We start from the raw sequence: 14643 nt of genomic DNA on the forward strand, positions 1-14643 counted from the left end.
GTCGCGGGTCGGCGCTGCACTGTGGCGGGACACCACGGGGCGTGGTGTCCCGATTCAGGGAGGCAGCGGCAGCGATGGACATTCGTCCCACGACCGACCAGGACTTCGATGTCTTCGTCAGCACGATGCTCACCGCGTTCGGCCTCTTCCCGGAACCCCCGGTCGACGGGGGCGGACAGTGGTGGTCGGCGCTCGAGGAGGACCGCGGCCTGTTCGCCGTGACGGCCGACGGGAAGCCCGTCGGCACGGCGAGTGCGTACTCCTTCGAGCTGACCCTGCCCGGTGACACCCTCGTCCCGGTCTCCGGGGTGACCGCCGTCGGCGTCCTGCCCTCGCACCGGCGCCGGGGCGTGCTCAGCGCGATGATGCGGCATCAGCTCACCGGGCTGCGCGCCCGCGGCGAGTTCCTCTCCGTGCTGCTGGCCTCCGAGGCCCTGATCTACCGCAGGTTCGGCTACGGCCCGGCGACGTACACGGCCGGGCTGACGGTGCAGCGTCATCGGGCGGCCCTCGCCCTTCCCCGGGCGCGGGCGGCCTCCGACGACCGGGCCCCGGGCGCGGCCGCCGGTCCGATCGAGGTGGTGCGGAGTTCCGACTGCGGCGAGGTCATGGAGGACGTCTACGACCGGTACCGCCGTACGCAGCCGGGCGCGCTCTCCCGCCCGCACCGCTGGTGGTCGCTGCGCGCGGGACAGCCCCCGATCTCCCCCACGCCGCGGTACGTCGCCGTCCACCGGGACGCCGACGGCGTCCCGGACGGGTACGCCAGCTACACGATCGAGTCCGGAGGCACGAGGACCATGAAGGTCGACGAGGTCATCGCCGCCGACGACGCCGTCTACACGGCCCTGGCCCGGTTCCTGCTCGAGCACGACCTCGTCGGCCAGGTCTCGTTCAAGCACGTGCCGACCGATCACCCGCTGCGCTGGCAGCTCGAGGACTTCCGCGGCGGCGAGGTGACGGGAGTCGGCGACTGGCTCTGGGTACGGCTGCTCGACGTCCCGCGTGCGCTGACCGCGCGCGGCTGGTTCACGGACGGCGAGATCGTCCTCGACGTCGAGGACCGGTTCCTCGACGAGCACGGCCGTTACCTGCTGACCGTCCGGGACGGCAAGGCCGAGTGCGTTCCGACGGACCGGGAGCCCGATCTGTCCCTGGACGTGAGCGACCTGGGCTCCGTCTACCTCGGCGGGACCGCCCCGAGCACCCTCGTACGTGCCGGACACGTCCGGGCCCACCGGCCGGGCGCGGCCGCCCTCGCCGACGCCCTGTTCCGGACCGAACGCTCGCCGTTCTGCCTGCACTGGTTCTGAGCCGCCCCGGGGAGGGCGGGGCCGGCGTGCGGGTCAGCCCCGGTGGACCGCGTACCCCAGGTACGTCATCACCGGGCTGCCTCCCGGGACCAGCACCATGTGGACCAGGTCCGGCAGTTGCTCGTCGGTCAGGGTGCCGCGCCTGCGCCCGCGCGTCGCGCGGACGAGACTGCGTACGTCGCGCGGTTTGAACGAGGAGACGTCCTGAGCGGACAGCCCTGCCCGGTCGAGGGCCCGGGCGAGCTCCTCGGGGCGGCGCAGCCGGTCGGCGGCGTAGCGCCCACGGGGCATGATCCGGGTGCCCGGGAAGGCCTGGAAGGCGCCGAGGTAGATGAGGCGGGCCACGGGGGTGCGGTTCACCGTGTCGTAGACGAAGGCCCCGCCGGGCCGCAGTACGCGCGCCGCCTCCGCGAGGACCGCGTCCGGCCGTTCGGTGATCTCGAGGGTGTCGGCGCAGTGCACGAGGTCGAAGGAGCCGTCCGGCAGAGCGAGTTGCTCCGCGGGCGAGGTCACGTACGTGAGGCCGAGACCGTCGTCCGCGTCCTGGGCGAGGGCCGTCGCGGCGGGGGACGGGTCGGCGGCGACGACCTCGAATCCGAGCCGGGCGAGACCCCGGGCCGGCAGGCCGCGCCCGCTGCCGACGACGAGCGCCCGGCTGCCGGCCGCTGCGAGGCCCAGCTCCGAGAGCACCCGCCGCAGGTATTCCCGCCCTCGTCCGCCACGACGCCTGCGGGCACCTCGCCACGCCGGTCGTGACCTGCGACGCCTGCCGGGAACCGCTCACGGTGGCCGGTACGACACAACTGCCCGGCCCCGGCGGCCAGGCAGGACCGGGCACCCGCCTGCTCGGCCCCCTGATCGCCGCCCGGGCCGAGCCGGCCCCGGCCTCGGACGTGCACACCGGCCCCTGACCGAGCCGTCGCGAGGAGGGGCGGCGTCGAGGCCTGCTGCCGCTCGGACATGAGCGTCGCGGCCTTCGCCCGGTCGGGCCAAGCCGGGGTGATCGGGTGCCGCCAATGGCTCAGCGCGGGGGCACCGGGCAGGCCGGGAGGCGGCCGGGTGGCTAACGTCGCAGCCAGGTACGTCGGTCCGCGAAGCGTGTGGAGGCGCCATGTCCCGTCGGGGCCGCCGGCTGGTGCGCGCCTGTGCGAGTACGGTCGCCGCCGGTCTGCTCGTGGCCGGGTGCTCCCACGCGGCGCGGCCGCGCGAGGGCTCGGGCGGGAGTGCCGGAAGCGAGGTCGCGGTGGGCGCCTACCTGCACTACGGCTCGCCCGGCGTCGAGAGGATGCAGGAGTTCTCGCGCTGGCTCGGCGGCACGGAACTGCGCGCCGGGCACACCTACCTGCCCGGGGACACCTGGGAGAACATCGAGGGGGCGCCCGATTCCCTGCGCACCTGGGCGCAGTGGCGCAAGGCGCGGGCCGACCGGCTGTTCGTCCTGAACGTGCCCATGCTGGAGCGCAACGAGGCGGGCGTCCCCGACGGCCGGGTCGCCGAGCTGATCCGGGCCGGCGCGCGGGGCGAGTACGACCTCCACTTCCGACGGCTCGCCGAGCGGCTGGTCGGGCTCGGGGTGCCGGACACGGTGATCGTGCTCGGCTGGGAGATGAACGGCTTCAACTACACCCACCGCTGCCGGCCCGACCCCGAGAACTGGAAGAGGTACTGGCGGCGCATCGTGGGTGCCATGCGTTCGGTGAAGGGCCAGCGGTTCCGGTTCGACTTCGCCCCCAACCGCGGCGGCGACGCGATCGCCTGGACCAGCTGCTACCCCGGCGACGACGTGGTCGACGTCGTCGGCATGGACAGCTACGACCAGCCGCCCGGCGACGACTTCGACGAACAGGTCCACCAGCCGTACGGGCTCCAGCAGCAGGTCGACTTCGCGAAGGCGCACCGCAAGCGGATCTCGTACCCCGAATGGGGGCTGTTCCGCAACGGCGACAACCCCGAGTACGTGCGGCGCATGCTGGCATGGATCGCCGAGCACGAACCGCTGTACCACAGCATCACCGACTACTGCCCGCACGGCGTGTGGCAGTGCGGCGAGAACCCGCGCTCCGCGCAGGTGTTCCGGGAGTTCCTGTCCCCGCGGCGGTGATCCCGCGGGGCCGGTCGGCCGGTCGGCCAGTCGGTCAGCCCGGCAGCCGGTCAGCCGGGCGCCCGACCGACCGGGCGCCCGGTCATCCGGCCGCGCGGTCACTTGGCCTTCAGGTCGTTCCTGATCATGGACACGGTGGACGCCAGCCGGCTGATGCCCGTCTGCACCTCGCGGATACCCGCGGATGCACGGGGCTGGTCCTTCTCGCCCGCCCCGTCGGCGCATTCGCTGCCGCCGTGCTCGAAGGCGGTCAGGGCTTCCTTCCAGAAGCCCCGGGCGTTGTCGCTCGGCAGGGTGTCCAGCTTCTTGGCCTTCGCCACCTCTGCCAGCAGCTCCTGGCAGGCGGTGCCCCAGGTGTCCATCGGGCGCATGCTCACCTCGTTGACCCGGCCCGCGGTGTCTGTGAGGGCCTTGATCCTGCTCTCACCACCCCCGGACCACCAGTCCTCCAGCTCCTCCGCCGGGGTCGATCCGCACCCCGTGAGCAGCGCCCCGGTGACGGCGGCTGTGGTGACGGCAGTGAGCAATCGGGCACGCACCCGCATGGGACCCCCCTTGTCCGGTGGTGCCGATGCTGCCAGGTACATGCCGATCGGGGAGGGGCAACGCCGGAACTGCGGCCCGGAACACAGTGTGGCGCTTTCAACACCGCGACGGACGGCTCCGGTTGACGAGCGGAGATCATCAGGCAGTAGGCTCGTCCCGCAACACGACGCGAAGAGGAGATCGAGTGGCGCGGGTTGCGATCATCGGTGGCGGTATCAGCGGGCTGGCAACAGCGCTCATGCTCGGTCGGCGGGACCACACGGTCACGTTGTTCGAGCAGGACGCGCGGCAGGCCGGAGACGACCTGGACGAGGACTTCTACGACTGGAAGCGGCCCCGGGTTCCGCAGGCCCTCCAGCCCCATTCCTTCCTCGCACCCGTACGCACGGTGCTGCTCACCGAAACCCCCGACGTCTACGAGGACCTCCTGGCACGCGGGGCCCGGGAGTACCACGACTTCGACTGGTTCGGCGAGCACCCGCCGCACCGGGACGGCGACGAGGAGCTGGTGACCCTGCGCACCCGCAGGATCGTGCTGGAGGCCTCTTTGACGGCGGCCGTGCGGCGCGAACCCGGCGTGGACGTCCGGCGCGGCTGCCGGGTGCACGGTCTCGCGATCGAGGAGGGCCGTCCCGCCCGGGTCACCGGTGTGCAGGCGGATGGGCAGACGCATCCGGCGGACCTCGTCGTCGACGCCTCCGGCCGCCGCTCGCCGGTGCCCGCCTGGCTGGTCGGAGCCGGCTGTCGGCCGCCCGTGGTCGACAGCCACCGCGCCGGGATCGCGTACCTGTGCCGCTGGTACCGGCTGCGCGCCGACGGCCCGCGCGACCCCGGGCGGGTGAAGACCGGCTCCGCCTCGCCGTTCGCGCTGGCGGGCGTCTTCCCGTCCGACAACGACACCTTCGCGCTGCACCTCGTACTCTCCACGGGCGATCCGACCCGAGGCGCGCTCACCGATCCCGAGGTGTTCGAGGCCGCCGCCCGCCGCTTCCCCGCCACCGCCGCCTGGCTCGACCTGGATCCCGAACCACGGTCCGCAGTACTGGCGATGGCCGGGCTGGACAACCGCTGGACCTCCCTCACCGACGCCGACGGACCCGTCGTCACCGGCCTGGTCAACGCCGGGGACAGCCTCATCCACACCAACCCCACCCTCGGTCACGGCGTGGCCCTCGGCCTGCGCGCCGCCCAGCACCTCGCCGCGCATGCCGACCTGATCGCCGCGGACCCCGCCGTCTACCACTCCTGGACGGCGGAGGACCTCCGGCCGTGGTACGACGCGCAGGTGACGGCCGACCGCGCGAACGAGCGGCGCCTGGCGGAGAGTTCGCCCCTCTCGGACCGGCGGGCCGCGGCGCTGGCCGTGTGCGCCTTCGAGGATCCGGTCGTCATGCGGGCCCGGGCCCAGGTGCGCCACCTCCTGCGGCCGGCCCAGGAGGCCTACGGCTCGGAGGAAGTGGACGGACGCGTCACGGCCTGGCTGGCGGCCCGCCCGGACTTCTCGCCCGAGCCCGACGGCCCGACCCGCGACCAGTGGGACGCGCTCGTGGCCGGCTGATCGCCTGCCGCGCACCGCACGTCAGGCGTCGAGGGTCTTCCGGAGGAGCTCGCCGAACTCGGTGGGGTGCGTGGTCAGGCCGGTGTGCCCGCCGGGGAAGTGGACGAGTTCCCGGCCGAACCGCTCGGCCAGCAAGGCGGCCGGGCGGTAGGCCAGTTCACCGCGCGAGTCCTGGCCGCAGGCGAGCACGAGCCGGTCCGACAGGGCCGCCAGCCGGTCGGTGTCGGGGACGTAGGACATGAAGCCCGGCACGATGCGCCCGACGAAGTAGGGCAGGTTGGCCATCGTGCGCTCGGCCCGCGCCGCCGCCTGGGACGGAAGGCCGGCCTCGGCCTTCTGCCCGGCGGTGGCGCCGTCCTTCCTGAGCCCCTCGGCGAAGACGGCCATCGCCGGCATGAGCCCCTCCGCGTGGAACGTCGCCTGCACGCGCGCGACGAGCGCGCGGTGTGCGGGGGCGTCCGGCAGGACCTCCACCACCGGCGGCTCGTGGGCCACGAGGCGTTCGACGCGTTCGGGACGGGCGGTGAGCAGGTGCAGGGCGGCGATCGCACCCGAGCTGGAGCCGAAGACGCGTGCCGGTTCACCGGGCGAGAGCAGGTCCAGTATTCGCAGGGCGTCGTCGGCGTGCTCGGCCACGTGCTGCTCGGCCCGGGGGTCGTCGAGCGTGCTGCCGGACATGCCGCGCGGATCGTACGAGGCGACCGTGTGGTCGGCGGCCAGGAGGTCGGCGATGCCGTCGAAGGAGGCCGCGCCGCCCGACCCGCCGGGGATCAGCAGCAGGAGCGGGCCGTGGCCGCGCACTTCGTAGTGGAGGGTCGCGCCGTTCACGCGCAGGCGGCCGGTGGTCGGGGCGGTCATGCGGGGTCTCCTTCTCGGGACGGGGGCCAGTGCTCCAGGAGCGTGTGGAGGGCGTCGAGGGCGCGGACCCAGGACTGCTGGGGCGAACGCTCGCGGGCGAAGCCGCCCGCGGCCTCGAGGGCGACGAACCCGTGGAACGTGCTGCGCAGCAGCCGGACGGCGTCGGTCAGGTCGGGCTCGGCCAGTCCGTAGCCGCGGAGCATGCCGTAGGTCAGCTCGACGGCCCGCCGTGGTCCGGGAGCGTCGGCGGCCAGTACGGGGTCGATCCGGATCGGGGTCTGCGTCGCCGCGTAGCGGCCCGGGTGCGCGTGGGCGTACTCCCGCCAGGCATCGGCGAACGCGACCAGCGCGTCCTTGCCGGCCCGTCCGGAGGTCGCCTCCGCGATGCGGATGGTCTTCTCGTCCGCCGCCAGCAGAGCGATCCGTCCGCGCAGGTCCTCCAGGCCTCGGACGTGCGTGTAGAGGCTGGCGTCCTTCACGCCGAGCCGGCGCGCCACCTGCGACATGGTCACCCGGTCCAGCCCGACCTCGTCCGCCAGCTCGGCGCCCGCGACCGTCACCCGCTCCGCCGTCAGCCCTGCCCGCGCCATGCGCCCTCCTCAAGATCCTAGTAGCTCTAGTTTTAACCTAATGGTCCTAGGAAACGCAATCGGGAACCGGCTCCGTGCAGGACCCCGCCCGCCCCGACGGGCTGCGCTCCCGCCCGAACGGGTCGCCCTCTCGGCCGGACGGGTCGTCCGCCCACCCGGACGGGTTGTCCGCCCGCCCCGGACGGATCCCGCCGGGAAGCATCAGCGAGACCGAGGTGGCCGGGAACCGCGTGGTCTACAGCGGGAGCGAGAACGGTGGTGGCGCCGCGGGCGCCGCCATCGTGAACGACGGCCCGATGACGGTCACCCGCTCGCGGCTCACCGGGAACACCGCGACGGTCACCGCGGACACGCAGAGCTTCGCCTTCGGGGCCGGCATCATCAGCTTCGCCCCGACGACGATCGAGTCCACGGTCATCAGCAGGAACCGTTCCTTCGCCCCGGGCGGCTTCGCACGTGCCGCCGTCTCCAACGGCATCCCGCTGCCCGGGAGGCTGACCGTGACCGGCGGCGCCATCACGGACAACACGTCGGACTCTCCGCACGGCACCGCCCAGGGCGGTGGCATCGCGAACAACGCCCTGATGACCGTGAGCAAGGTGCGGATCAGCGGCAACCGGGCCGTAGCCGAGGGCGGCACCGCGCGCGGCGGCGGCGTCCGCGTGGGCCCCTTCGGCACCCTCGACCTGAACGACAGCCACATCGTCGGCAACACCGTCAGCGCACCGAAGGGCACGGCCCAGGGCGGCGGCATCGACAACCCAGACGGCGGCACCCTGACCGCCCGGCGCAACGAGGTCCTGCGGAACACCGTCGCCGCGAAGGACGGCACGGCCCAGGGCGGCGGCCTCTACCTCGCCGGGGGCACCACCGGGCTGGGCACCACCGCGCTGGAGGCGAACACCGTCACCCACAACAGGGCGGGCGACGGCGGCGGCATCTTCAAGGCCTCCGGCGCCCTCACCGTGAACGGCGACGCCATCCGCGACAACCAGCCGAACAACTGCAGCCCGGCCGGGGCGGTCCCGGGCTGCACCGGCTGACGGCCCGCGGAGGGCGAACGCCCCCTGAGGCGGGCGGTCCCCCGGAGGGCACACGGCCCCCGGAAGGGCGGACGCCGCTCCGGCCGGACCCACGACACCGGTCCCCGCCCGCCGCGCAGCGGGCGGGCCGGTGGTTCAGGGCCGGCGGGTGAGGGAGGCGGGAGCGCCGGCCGACTGCGCTCCCTCCGACTCGAGGGTCAGCCGGTCCGGCGCCGCCAGGCTCAGCACGTAGAGGTTGCCCTGGGGGCAGTCGAAGGTGGCCGTGCGATCGGTCGGGTGGCTGGTCACCGCCGCGAAGACCGCGGTGTCGCGGCCGATCTGCCGCAGCTCGAGGGCCTCCGTGCACCCCAGGTTCCGCCCGGTGGAGACCTCCTTGACGTCGCTGACCTGCCGTCCCACGAGTTCGCCCACCACCCCGGCGTGCAGGGTGACGGTGACGGCGAACTCACCTGTTCTCGCACGCGAGATGCCGTCCGCCTCCGGCGTCCCGGGCCCGGTGCCGGACCAGGTGCCGGCCCACGACTCGGGCAACGCCGCCGCGGACGACGGCTGCGCCGACGACTGCCCGGACGACGCTCCGGGCGACGACGGTCCGGACGAACGGGCGGAGGGAGCGGCCCCGGCGCCGCCGTCGCCGCCTCCCGCGTACCGGACCACCAGCGTGACGACCACCGCGAGGACCGCGGCACCGGCGGCCGCGCCGATCACCAGGGACCGGCGGGAGGCCCGCCCCCTCGGGCCCGGCGGGTGGCCGGGCACGGCCCGGGGAGCCGCGGGCGCGGTGGACGGGACCGCCGGCCCGAAGGGGGCGGGCTGCGGCGGGAGCGGGGGAACCGGCGAAGCGGCGGTCCCCGCAGGGGCCTGGACGGGCGGCTGCGATGCGGCCAGGAGCCGCCGCAGTTCGGTCTCCCGGCGGCCGACGTCCGCCACCAGCGCCGCCGGCACCACGCCGGCCCACTCCTCCTCGGCCGGTTCGCCGAGCCGCGCCCGCACCTCCTCGGCCGTCGGGCGCCGCTCCGGATCCTTCTCCAGACACTGCCGTACCAGGGGCAGCAGCGGCTCCGGCAGGCCGTCGAGGACCGGCTCGTCGTGGACGATCCGGTACAGGAGGGCCGGCAGGCCCAGGTCCTCGCCGGCTGCCAGGAACGGACTGCGGCCGGTGGCGGCGTACACGAGGACGGCGGCCAGGGAGAAGACGTCCGCCGGAGCCGACGCCACGGCGCCCGTCGCCTGCTCAGGCGCGAGGTAGCCCGGCGTGCCGATGACCGTGCCCGTCTGCGTGTGGCGCGGGTCGCGCACCGCGCGGGCGATGCCGAAATCGATGAGGAAGGGCCGCTCCGGACCGAGCAGCACGTTGGCCGGCTTGATGTCCCGGTGGACCACCCCGGTCGCCCGTACGGTGACCAGCGCGGCCGCCAGCTCCCGCGCCAGGCACGTCACGGCCGGCGCGGCGAGGGGCCCGTACCGCTGGACCCAGTCCCCCAGCGTCGGCGCGGCGATGTACTCCGTCGCCAGCCACTGCGGCAGCTCCCCCGACGGGCTGAAATCCACCACCGAGACCGTCCATGCACTGCGCACCCGGTCGTTGGTGTGTATCTCGCGGGCGAACCGCCCGGCGAAGTCCGGATCCAGGCTCAGCTCCCGGTGCACGGTCTTCAGGGCCAGCGGCCGGCCGGAGGCCGTCCGGGCCAGGAACACCTCGCCCATCCCTCCCGAACCGAGGCGCGCCAGCAGGCGGTAGCCCCCGATCTCCGGCGGGTCCCCCGGCCGCAAAAGATCCACCAACTCCCCCGTCCCCCACGCCTGTCCGCGGACCTGCGGTGCACGGTCCGTCCGGTGGCCACCCTAAGGGACGAGCCCCACGCCCGGAGGGCAGGAGGCATCCGGGCCCGCCCGCCCCGGCGGGCCGCGGCCGGCTGCGGGTGCGCGCTCCACACGGATGGGGGAAGCTGGGTATGGCCGCAACACCGATGGCGGGGAGGCAGGTCTTCCGTGAACGTTCCAGCAGCCGACCGCTCCACGCGCGCAGTCCGGCGCGGGGTGCGGACGGCCACCCTGCTGTGCACGGCGGCGGCCCTGGCCGCCACCGTGGTCCCGGCGTCGGCGCACACCGCCGGCCCTGCGGCCCCCCGGCCGCTGGATCCGGCGGCCCCCGTCGTGGTCGTCGACTGCTCCTCGCAGCCCCAGATCCGCCCCGAGGAATACATCCTGGCCTGTGGCGACGGCAACAACCGCCTCGTCGGTCTGCGCTGGGACAGCTGGGGGGCGAAGACCGCGACGGCCACCGGGGTCGACATGGTCAACGACTGCCGCCCCTACTGTGCGGCCGGCCGTTTCCGCCCGTACCCGGTGTCGGTGACCCTGAGCAACCCGCAGGTTTGGCCCGATCACCCCGGCGTCCAGCGGTACTCCACGATCCGGCTCCTGTACACCGACACCGCACCGGCACCGGTGTCCAAGGACGTGACGTACAAGCTCGTGTACTGACGGGACGGCCGGAGCCGGGTCACGCGTCCCAGGTGACCGGGAGGCTCTTGACCCCGTAGATGTCCGCGCTCTCGGGGCGCAGGGACACCTCTTCGGCCGGTACGGCCAGGCGCAGCGTCGGGAATCGTTGCAGCAGCGCGTTCACGGCGACCCGCATTTCGATGCGGGCCAGCTGCGCGCCCAGGCACAGGTGGATGCCGTGGCCGAAGGCCAGGTGCCCACCGTCCTCCCTGCGGAGGTCGAGCTCGTGGGGAGCGGGGAAGCGCTCGGGGTCGCGGTTGGCGGTGTTGTACGACAGGACGACCGTCGTGCCGGCCTCGATGGTCTGCCCGCCCACCTCGACGTCCTCCAGCGCCGTCCTCATGAACGACTTGGCGACGCTCAGGTACCGCAGCAGCTCCTCGACGGCCGTGTCGATGAGCGCGGGATCGTCGCGCAGCGCGGCCAGTTGCTCCGGGTTCTGCAGCAGCGCGAAGACCCCGAGGGAGAGCATGTTCGCGGTGGTGTCGAAACCGGCCGCGAGCAGGATCAGGGCGATGCCCTTCAGCTCCTCCTCGGTCAGGTCGCTGTCCGTGAGTTCGCTGAGCACGTCGTCGGTGGGGTTCGCGCGCTTGGCGGCCACGAGCTGCGCGAGGTACTCCTGGGTCGCGGTGTAGGCCGCCAGGAGCTCCTCGTCGCCCGTCTCCCCGTTCATGAACTTGTCGATCTGCTCCTGGAAGGAGGCCCGGTCCTCGTACGGGACCCCCAGGAGCTCGCAGATGACGATGGTGGGGATGGGCTTGGCGAACGCGGTGACCAGGTCGGCCGACGGCCCCGCCTTCTCCATCGCGTCCAGGCAGCCGGTGGTGATCTCCTCGATGCGCTCGGCGAGCAGCCGCATCCGTCGCGCGGTGAACTTGCCCACCAGCGGCTTGCGGTAGCGCCCGTGCTGCGGTTCGTCCATGAGGAGGAACTCACCGGGGGGCGCGGGCGGGATCTCGAAGTCGACCACGTTCAGGAGCTCTTTGCGCGAGCTGAACCGCGGGTCGGCCAGGACCGACCTGACCAGGTCGTATCCGGTGATCAGCCAGCCGGGCTTTCCGCCGGGGTGGGTGTAGCGGCTGATGGGGCTGTGCGCACGGGCGTCGATCAGCTCTGCCGGCGGATCGAAGGGGCAGCCCGGCCGGCGCTCCGCCGGAAGTTCCGTGACGGTGTGGACGGATTCACTCATGACCATTCCTCATCTCGCGGCACCACATGTTCAACGTGAGCCGAAAGCTACGTTGCATTCAGAATTCGGTCAATCCACTGATCTACATTTACGCAGGCCAGATGACCTGAATCAGTGCAATGGACTGAATCTGAATGCAACGACGCGTTGCAATGATTGAGAAATGAAGGCAATGCCCAAGCGTCGGCCGCGCCGCGGCGGCCGGAACTACCCGCCGGTCGTGCCGTCGAGCATCTCGCGCAGGATGTCCAGGTGGCCGTTGTGGCGGGCCGTCTCTTCGGTGAGGTGGAGGAGGATCCAGCGCAGGTCGACGTGGACGCCGTCCCGGACGGCTCGCTGCGCCTTCTCGTCCAGTGCGCTCCCGGCGACCAGTTCGCGGTAGCGGGAGCTCTGTTCAGCGTATTCGTCGAGCAGTTGCGCCAGCGGGAAGTCGACGGCGATGCGCATCTCGCGGTCGGGGTCCTCCCGGGTCCACGGACCCCCGTCCTCCTCGCCGAGGAAGACCACCTGGAACCAGTAGTACTCGACCCAGCGGAGGTGGTTGATCAGGCCGCTCAGGGTCATCAGCGGCGAGCCCGGCAGGAGCGCCTTGCGCGCGTCGCCGGCGGAGACGCCCTCACACTTGGCGCGGGCGGTGTCACGTGCGTAGTCGAGGAACGTGGTGAGCTGGGTGCGCTCGTCCCACGCGGTTGGCGTGTCATCGGTTCTGGTCATCGCGCGAAGCGTCCCCGATCACCGGGACCGGTGTCGAAGCATTTATCGACGACCCCGGACCGCTCCCGCTCCCAAGGGCCGCTCCGCCGCACCCGCGGCACCTTCGGCACCGGGTGGCACCATGTGGCACCACTTGGCGCCGAACGGCGTCACTGCCCACCCCCGGCGGCGCACGAAGGCGTGTGGCGGCGAACCGAAGGACTCGGGCACCCTTGCATTTCAGCAGTTCAGAGCCTTCTCATCCGCTGCCGACACAAAAAGACCGCCTCGATGTTTGCCCATGGCGCCAAAGTGGCACCATACTGATGTCATGGACCTCACGCCGTATGTCAACAACCTCCGCCGCGAACTCGCGGTGGCCGCCGAAGCCGGTGGCGAAGCAGCACGCGAGCTGGCAGAGCGGCTCACCGCCCCCCTCGAGTCGGCGACCCGTCTGACCATGCTCAACGTGCTCTCCGCCGCGATGGACGAGATCACCCGCGAACTCGCCCCCGGTTCCGTCGACGTACGGCTTCGCGGGCTCGACCCCGACTTCGTCGTGACGCTGCCGCCCGCCGACAGCGGCACCGTCGAAGCGGCCGCCCCGCCCGCCGAACCGCCCGTGGTGCAGGCGCCCTCCGACGCCGACGAAGGCGGCACGGCCCGGATCAACCTGCGTCTGCCGGCCCAGCTCAAGGCGCGCGCGGAGGAGTCCGCGAGCCGCGAGGGCCTGTCGGTCAACGCGTGGCTCGTGCGAGCCGTGTCCGCCGCGGTCGACGGCGGCGCCCAGCCGCGCGCGACGGAGAGGACCCGCACCGTCGGACAGAGCTTCACGGGCTGGGTGCGCTAGCCAGCCCGCCCGGCCCGCGCCCGACTCCCTTCATCCACACCACGTCCCACCAGCGGGGACGCCCTGCAGACCCAGGAGGACAGCACAGCCATGCCTTCTTACGACACTCCCGAACCGGTATCGGCCACGGCGCACGTGGAGGCCGGTTCCATCCAGTTCACCGCGACCGACCGTCGCGACACCGTCGTCGAGGTGCGGCCCCGCGACCCCAGGAAGGACCGGGACGTACGGACCGCCGACCAGACCGAGGTCACGTACGCGAACGGCGAACTGACCGTCAGGACGCCCAAGTCCAACCTGCTCGGCCTCGGACGCACCGGCGCCGTCGACGTGACGGTCGAACTGCCCACGGGTTCACGCATCGACCTGACGGGCTCCTGGGCCCATGTGATCGGCGAGGGCAAGCTCGGAGAGGTCCGCGTGAAGACCTCCACGGGCGACGTCCGCTTCGACGTGACCGGCCCGCTGAAACTGACCACGTCGCACGGCTCGATCGGCGTCGACCGGGTCGAGGGCAGGGCCGAGATCACCACCAGCTCCGGCAGCCTGCGCGTCGGAGTCGTCGACGGCTCCGCCGTCCTGAAGAACTCGCACGGCACCACGACCGTCGGCGCCGCGACCGGCGAGCTGCGCGTGAGCGGCGCCAATGGCGACATCGAGATCCGGCGCGCCGAGGACTCGGTCACCGCCACTACTGCCCACGGAACCCTGCGCGTGGGCGAAGTGGCCCGTGGAAACGTCCAGTTGGAGACCTCCTACGGTTCCATCGAGGTCGGCATCCGCAAGGGAACGGCCGCCTGGCTCGACGTCGGCTCAGGCTCCGGCCAGGTGCGCAACTCGCTCGCCTCGTCCGAAGCCCCGGAGGAGACCGAGGACACCGTCCAGGTCCGCGCCCGCACCCGGTACGGCAACATCGACGTCCGCCGCGCCAAGGACTGACCCCCGAAGTACCGGCCCCAGCTCACCCGCCCCCCAGCCGCTTCAGCCTTCGAACGGGAGGACCACATGCCTTCTTCTGTCATGCCCACGTCCAGGCGGGGGGATGGCGCCCCGCCGCCCGCCGCCGTCTCCGCGATCGGTCTGCGCAAGTCGTACGGCGACAAGACCGTCCTCGACGGCATCGATCTGCACATCCCGGCCGGGTCCGTATTCGCACTGCTCGGACCGAACGGCGCCGGCAAGACCACCGTCGTGAAGATCCTCTCCACCCTCATCGGCGCCGACGGCGGGCAGGCACAGGTCGCGGGACACGACCTCGCCACGTCACCGGACGGCGTACGTGCGGCGATCGGTGTGACCGGGCAGTTCTCCGCGGTCGACGGGCTGATCACCGGCGAGGAGAACATGCTCCTCATGGCGGACCTGCACCACCTGTCCAAGCGCGAGGGACGGCG

Annotated in this window: 16 protein-coding genes; 9 read left to right on the top strand and 7 right to left on the bottom strand. The window is 72.7% G+C overall.

Annotated features, from left to right (window positions below; genetic code table 11):
* Positions 1-74 precede the first annotated feature (74 nt).
* A complete protein-coding gene (locus tag ACIGFK_RS37325) occupies positions 75-1313 on the top strand; it encodes a GNAT family N-acetyltransferase (RefSeq protein ID WP_400055426.1) in 1239 nt (412 codons plus the stop codon).
* A 33-nt stretch (positions 1314-1346) separates the two neighbouring features.
* Here the strand turns inward: ACIGFK_RS37325 and ACIGFK_RS37330 are convergent, their stop codons facing one another.
* Positions 1347-2003 (bottom strand): class I SAM-dependent methyltransferase, encoded by a 657-nt coding sequence (locus ACIGFK_RS37330; protein WP_400055427.1) that lies wholly within the window; start codon positions 2001-2003, stop codon positions 1347-1349.
* Positions 2004-2098: 95 nt separating this feature from the next.
* On the opposite strand from ACIGFK_RS37330, the gene ACIGFK_RS37335 reads away from it, so the two are divergent.
* Positions 2099-2224, top strand: coding sequence for a hypothetical protein (locus ACIGFK_RS37335; protein ID WP_376657738.1), 126 nt, complete (start codon positions 2099-2101; stop codon positions 2222-2224).
* A 200-nt stretch (positions 2225-2424) separates the two neighbouring features.
* Entirely contained in the window at positions 2425-3414 is a 990-nt protein-coding gene (locus ACIGFK_RS37340) for a glycosyl hydrolase (RefSeq protein ID WP_400055429.1), read from the top strand.
* Between the two features lie 98 nt (positions 3415-3512).
* On the opposite strand, the gene ACIGFK_RS37345 is transcribed toward ACIGFK_RS37340, so the two are convergent.
* Positions 3513-3959 (bottom strand): hypothetical protein, encoded by a 447-nt coding sequence (locus ACIGFK_RS37345; protein WP_400055431.1) that lies wholly within the window; start codon positions 3957-3959, stop codon positions 3513-3515.
* 185 nt (positions 3960-4144) lie between these two features.
* Between ACIGFK_RS37345 and ACIGFK_RS37350 the strand changes: the two genes are divergently transcribed.
* Positions 4145-5518, top strand: coding sequence for an FAD-dependent oxidoreductase (locus ACIGFK_RS37350; protein ID WP_400055433.1), 1374 nt, complete (start codon positions 4145-4147; stop codon positions 5516-5518).
* 21 nt (positions 5519-5539) lie between these two features.
* Here the strand turns inward: ACIGFK_RS37350 and ACIGFK_RS37355 are convergent, their stop codons facing one another.
* Both ACIGFK_RS37355 and ACIGFK_RS37360 read right to left on the bottom strand, forming a co-directional pair.
* Complete coding sequence (locus ACIGFK_RS37355) at positions 5540-6376, bottom strand: alpha/beta fold hydrolase (protein WP_400055434.1); 837 nt, start codon at positions 6374-6376, stop codon at positions 5540-5542.
* Positions 6373-6966, bottom strand: coding sequence for a TetR/AcrR family transcriptional regulator (locus tag ACIGFK_RS37360; protein ID WP_400055436.1), 594 nt, complete (start codon positions 6964-6966; stop codon positions 6373-6375). Before ACIGFK_RS37360 ends, ACIGFK_RS37355 begins: the two co-directional genes overlap by 4 nt.
* 74 nt (positions 6967-7040) lie before the next feature.
* On the opposite strand from ACIGFK_RS37360, the gene ACIGFK_RS37365 reads away from it, so the two are divergent.
* Positions 7041-8009, top strand: a complete 969-nt coding sequence (locus ACIGFK_RS37365; RefSeq protein WP_400055438.1) for a hypothetical protein — start codon at positions 7041-7043, stop codon at positions 8007-8009.
* Between the two features lie 135 nt (positions 8010-8144).
* Here the strand turns inward: ACIGFK_RS37365 and ACIGFK_RS37370 are convergent, their stop codons facing one another.
* Positions 8145-9791 carry a serine/threonine-protein kinase gene (locus ACIGFK_RS37370; RefSeq protein WP_386469657.1) on the bottom strand — a complete coding sequence of 549 codons (1647 nt, stop codon included), beginning with the start codon at positions 9789-9791 and terminating at the stop codon, positions 8145-8147.
* A 210-nt stretch (positions 9792-10001) separates the two neighbouring features.
* Between ACIGFK_RS37370 and ACIGFK_RS37375 the strand changes: the two genes are divergently transcribed.
* Entirely contained in the window at positions 10002-10496 is a 495-nt protein-coding gene (locus ACIGFK_RS37375; protein WP_376657746.1) for a hypothetical protein, read from the top strand.
* 19 nt (positions 10497-10515) lie between these two features.
* Here the strand turns inward: ACIGFK_RS37375 and ACIGFK_RS37380 are convergent, their stop codons facing one another.
* On the bottom strand, positions 10516-11706 hold the full coding sequence (locus ACIGFK_RS37380) for a cytochrome P450 (protein ID WP_376657747.1): 1191 nt from the start codon (positions 11704-11706) through the stop codon (positions 10516-10518).
* Positions 11707-11913: 207 nt separating this feature from the next.
* Positions 11914-12420, bottom strand: a complete 507-nt coding sequence (locus tag ACIGFK_RS37385) for a DinB family protein (RefSeq protein WP_386469663.1) — start codon at positions 12418-12420, stop codon at positions 11914-11916.
* Between the two features lie 310 nt (positions 12421-12730).
* On the opposite strand from ACIGFK_RS37385, the gene ACIGFK_RS37390 reads away from it, so the two are divergent.
* From ACIGFK_RS37390 to ACIGFK_RS37400, 3 genes are all read left to right on the top strand, one after another.
* Positions 12731-13249: a toxin-antitoxin system HicB family antitoxin gene (locus ACIGFK_RS37390; protein ID WP_376657749.1), complete on the top strand. Its 519-nt coding sequence runs from the start codon at positions 12731-12733 to the stop codon at positions 13247-13249.
* A 90-nt stretch (positions 13250-13339) separates the two neighbouring features.
* The gene (locus tag ACIGFK_RS37395; protein ID WP_376657750.1) at positions 13340-14188 is read left to right on the top strand and encodes a DUF4097 domain-containing protein; all 849 of its coding nucleotides are present in this window, start codon (positions 13340-13342) and stop codon (positions 14186-14188) included.
* Positions 14189-14269: 81 nt separating this feature from the next.
* The coding region (locus ACIGFK_RS37400; protein WP_400055448.1) for an ATP-binding cassette domain-containing protein at positions 14270-14643 on the top strand (374 nt) is incomplete at its 3' end.

The organism is Streptomyces sp. NPDC085524 (assembly GCF_044541755.1).
Taxonomy (GTDB): domain Bacteria; phylum Actinomycetota; class Actinomycetes; order Streptomycetales; family Streptomycetaceae; genus Streptomyces.

Excerpts from the sequence above, each read along its gene's own strand:
- ACIGFK_RS37325 (WP_400055426.1), top strand. The coding sequence starts at position 75 with ATGGACATTCGTCCCACGACCGACCAGGACTTCGATGTCTTCGTCAGC.
- ACIGFK_RS37340 (WP_400055429.1), top strand. The coding sequence starts at position 2,425 with ATGTCCCGTCGGGGCCGCCGGCTGGTGCGCGCCTGTGCGAGTACGGTC.
- ACIGFK_RS37345 (WP_400055431.1), bottom strand. The coding sequence starts at position 3,959 with ATGCGGGTGCGTGCCCGATTGCTCACTGCCGTCACCACAGCCGCCGTC.
- ACIGFK_RS37355 (WP_400055434.1), bottom strand. The coding sequence starts at position 6,376 with ATGACCGCCCCGACCACCGGCCGCCTGCGCGTGAACGGCGCGACCCTC.
- ACIGFK_RS37360 (WP_400055436.1), bottom strand. The coding sequence starts at position 6,966 with ATGGCGCGGGCAGGGCTGACGGCGGAGCGGGTGACGGTCGCGGGCGCC.
- ACIGFK_RS37380 (WP_376657747.1), bottom strand. The coding sequence starts at position 11,706 with ATGAGTGAATCCGTCCACACCGTCACGGAACTTCCGGCGGAGCGCCGG.
- ACIGFK_RS37385 (WP_386469663.1), bottom strand. The coding sequence starts at position 12,420 with ATGACCAGAACCGATGACACGCCAACCGCGTGGGACGAGCGCACCCAG.
- ACIGFK_RS37390 (WP_376657749.1), top strand. The coding sequence starts at position 12,731 with ATGGACCTCACGCCGTATGTCAACAACCTCCGCCGCGAACTCGCGGTG.
- ACIGFK_RS37395 (WP_376657750.1), top strand. The coding sequence starts at position 13,340 with ATGCCTTCTTACGACACTCCCGAACCGGTATCGGCCACGGCGCACGTG.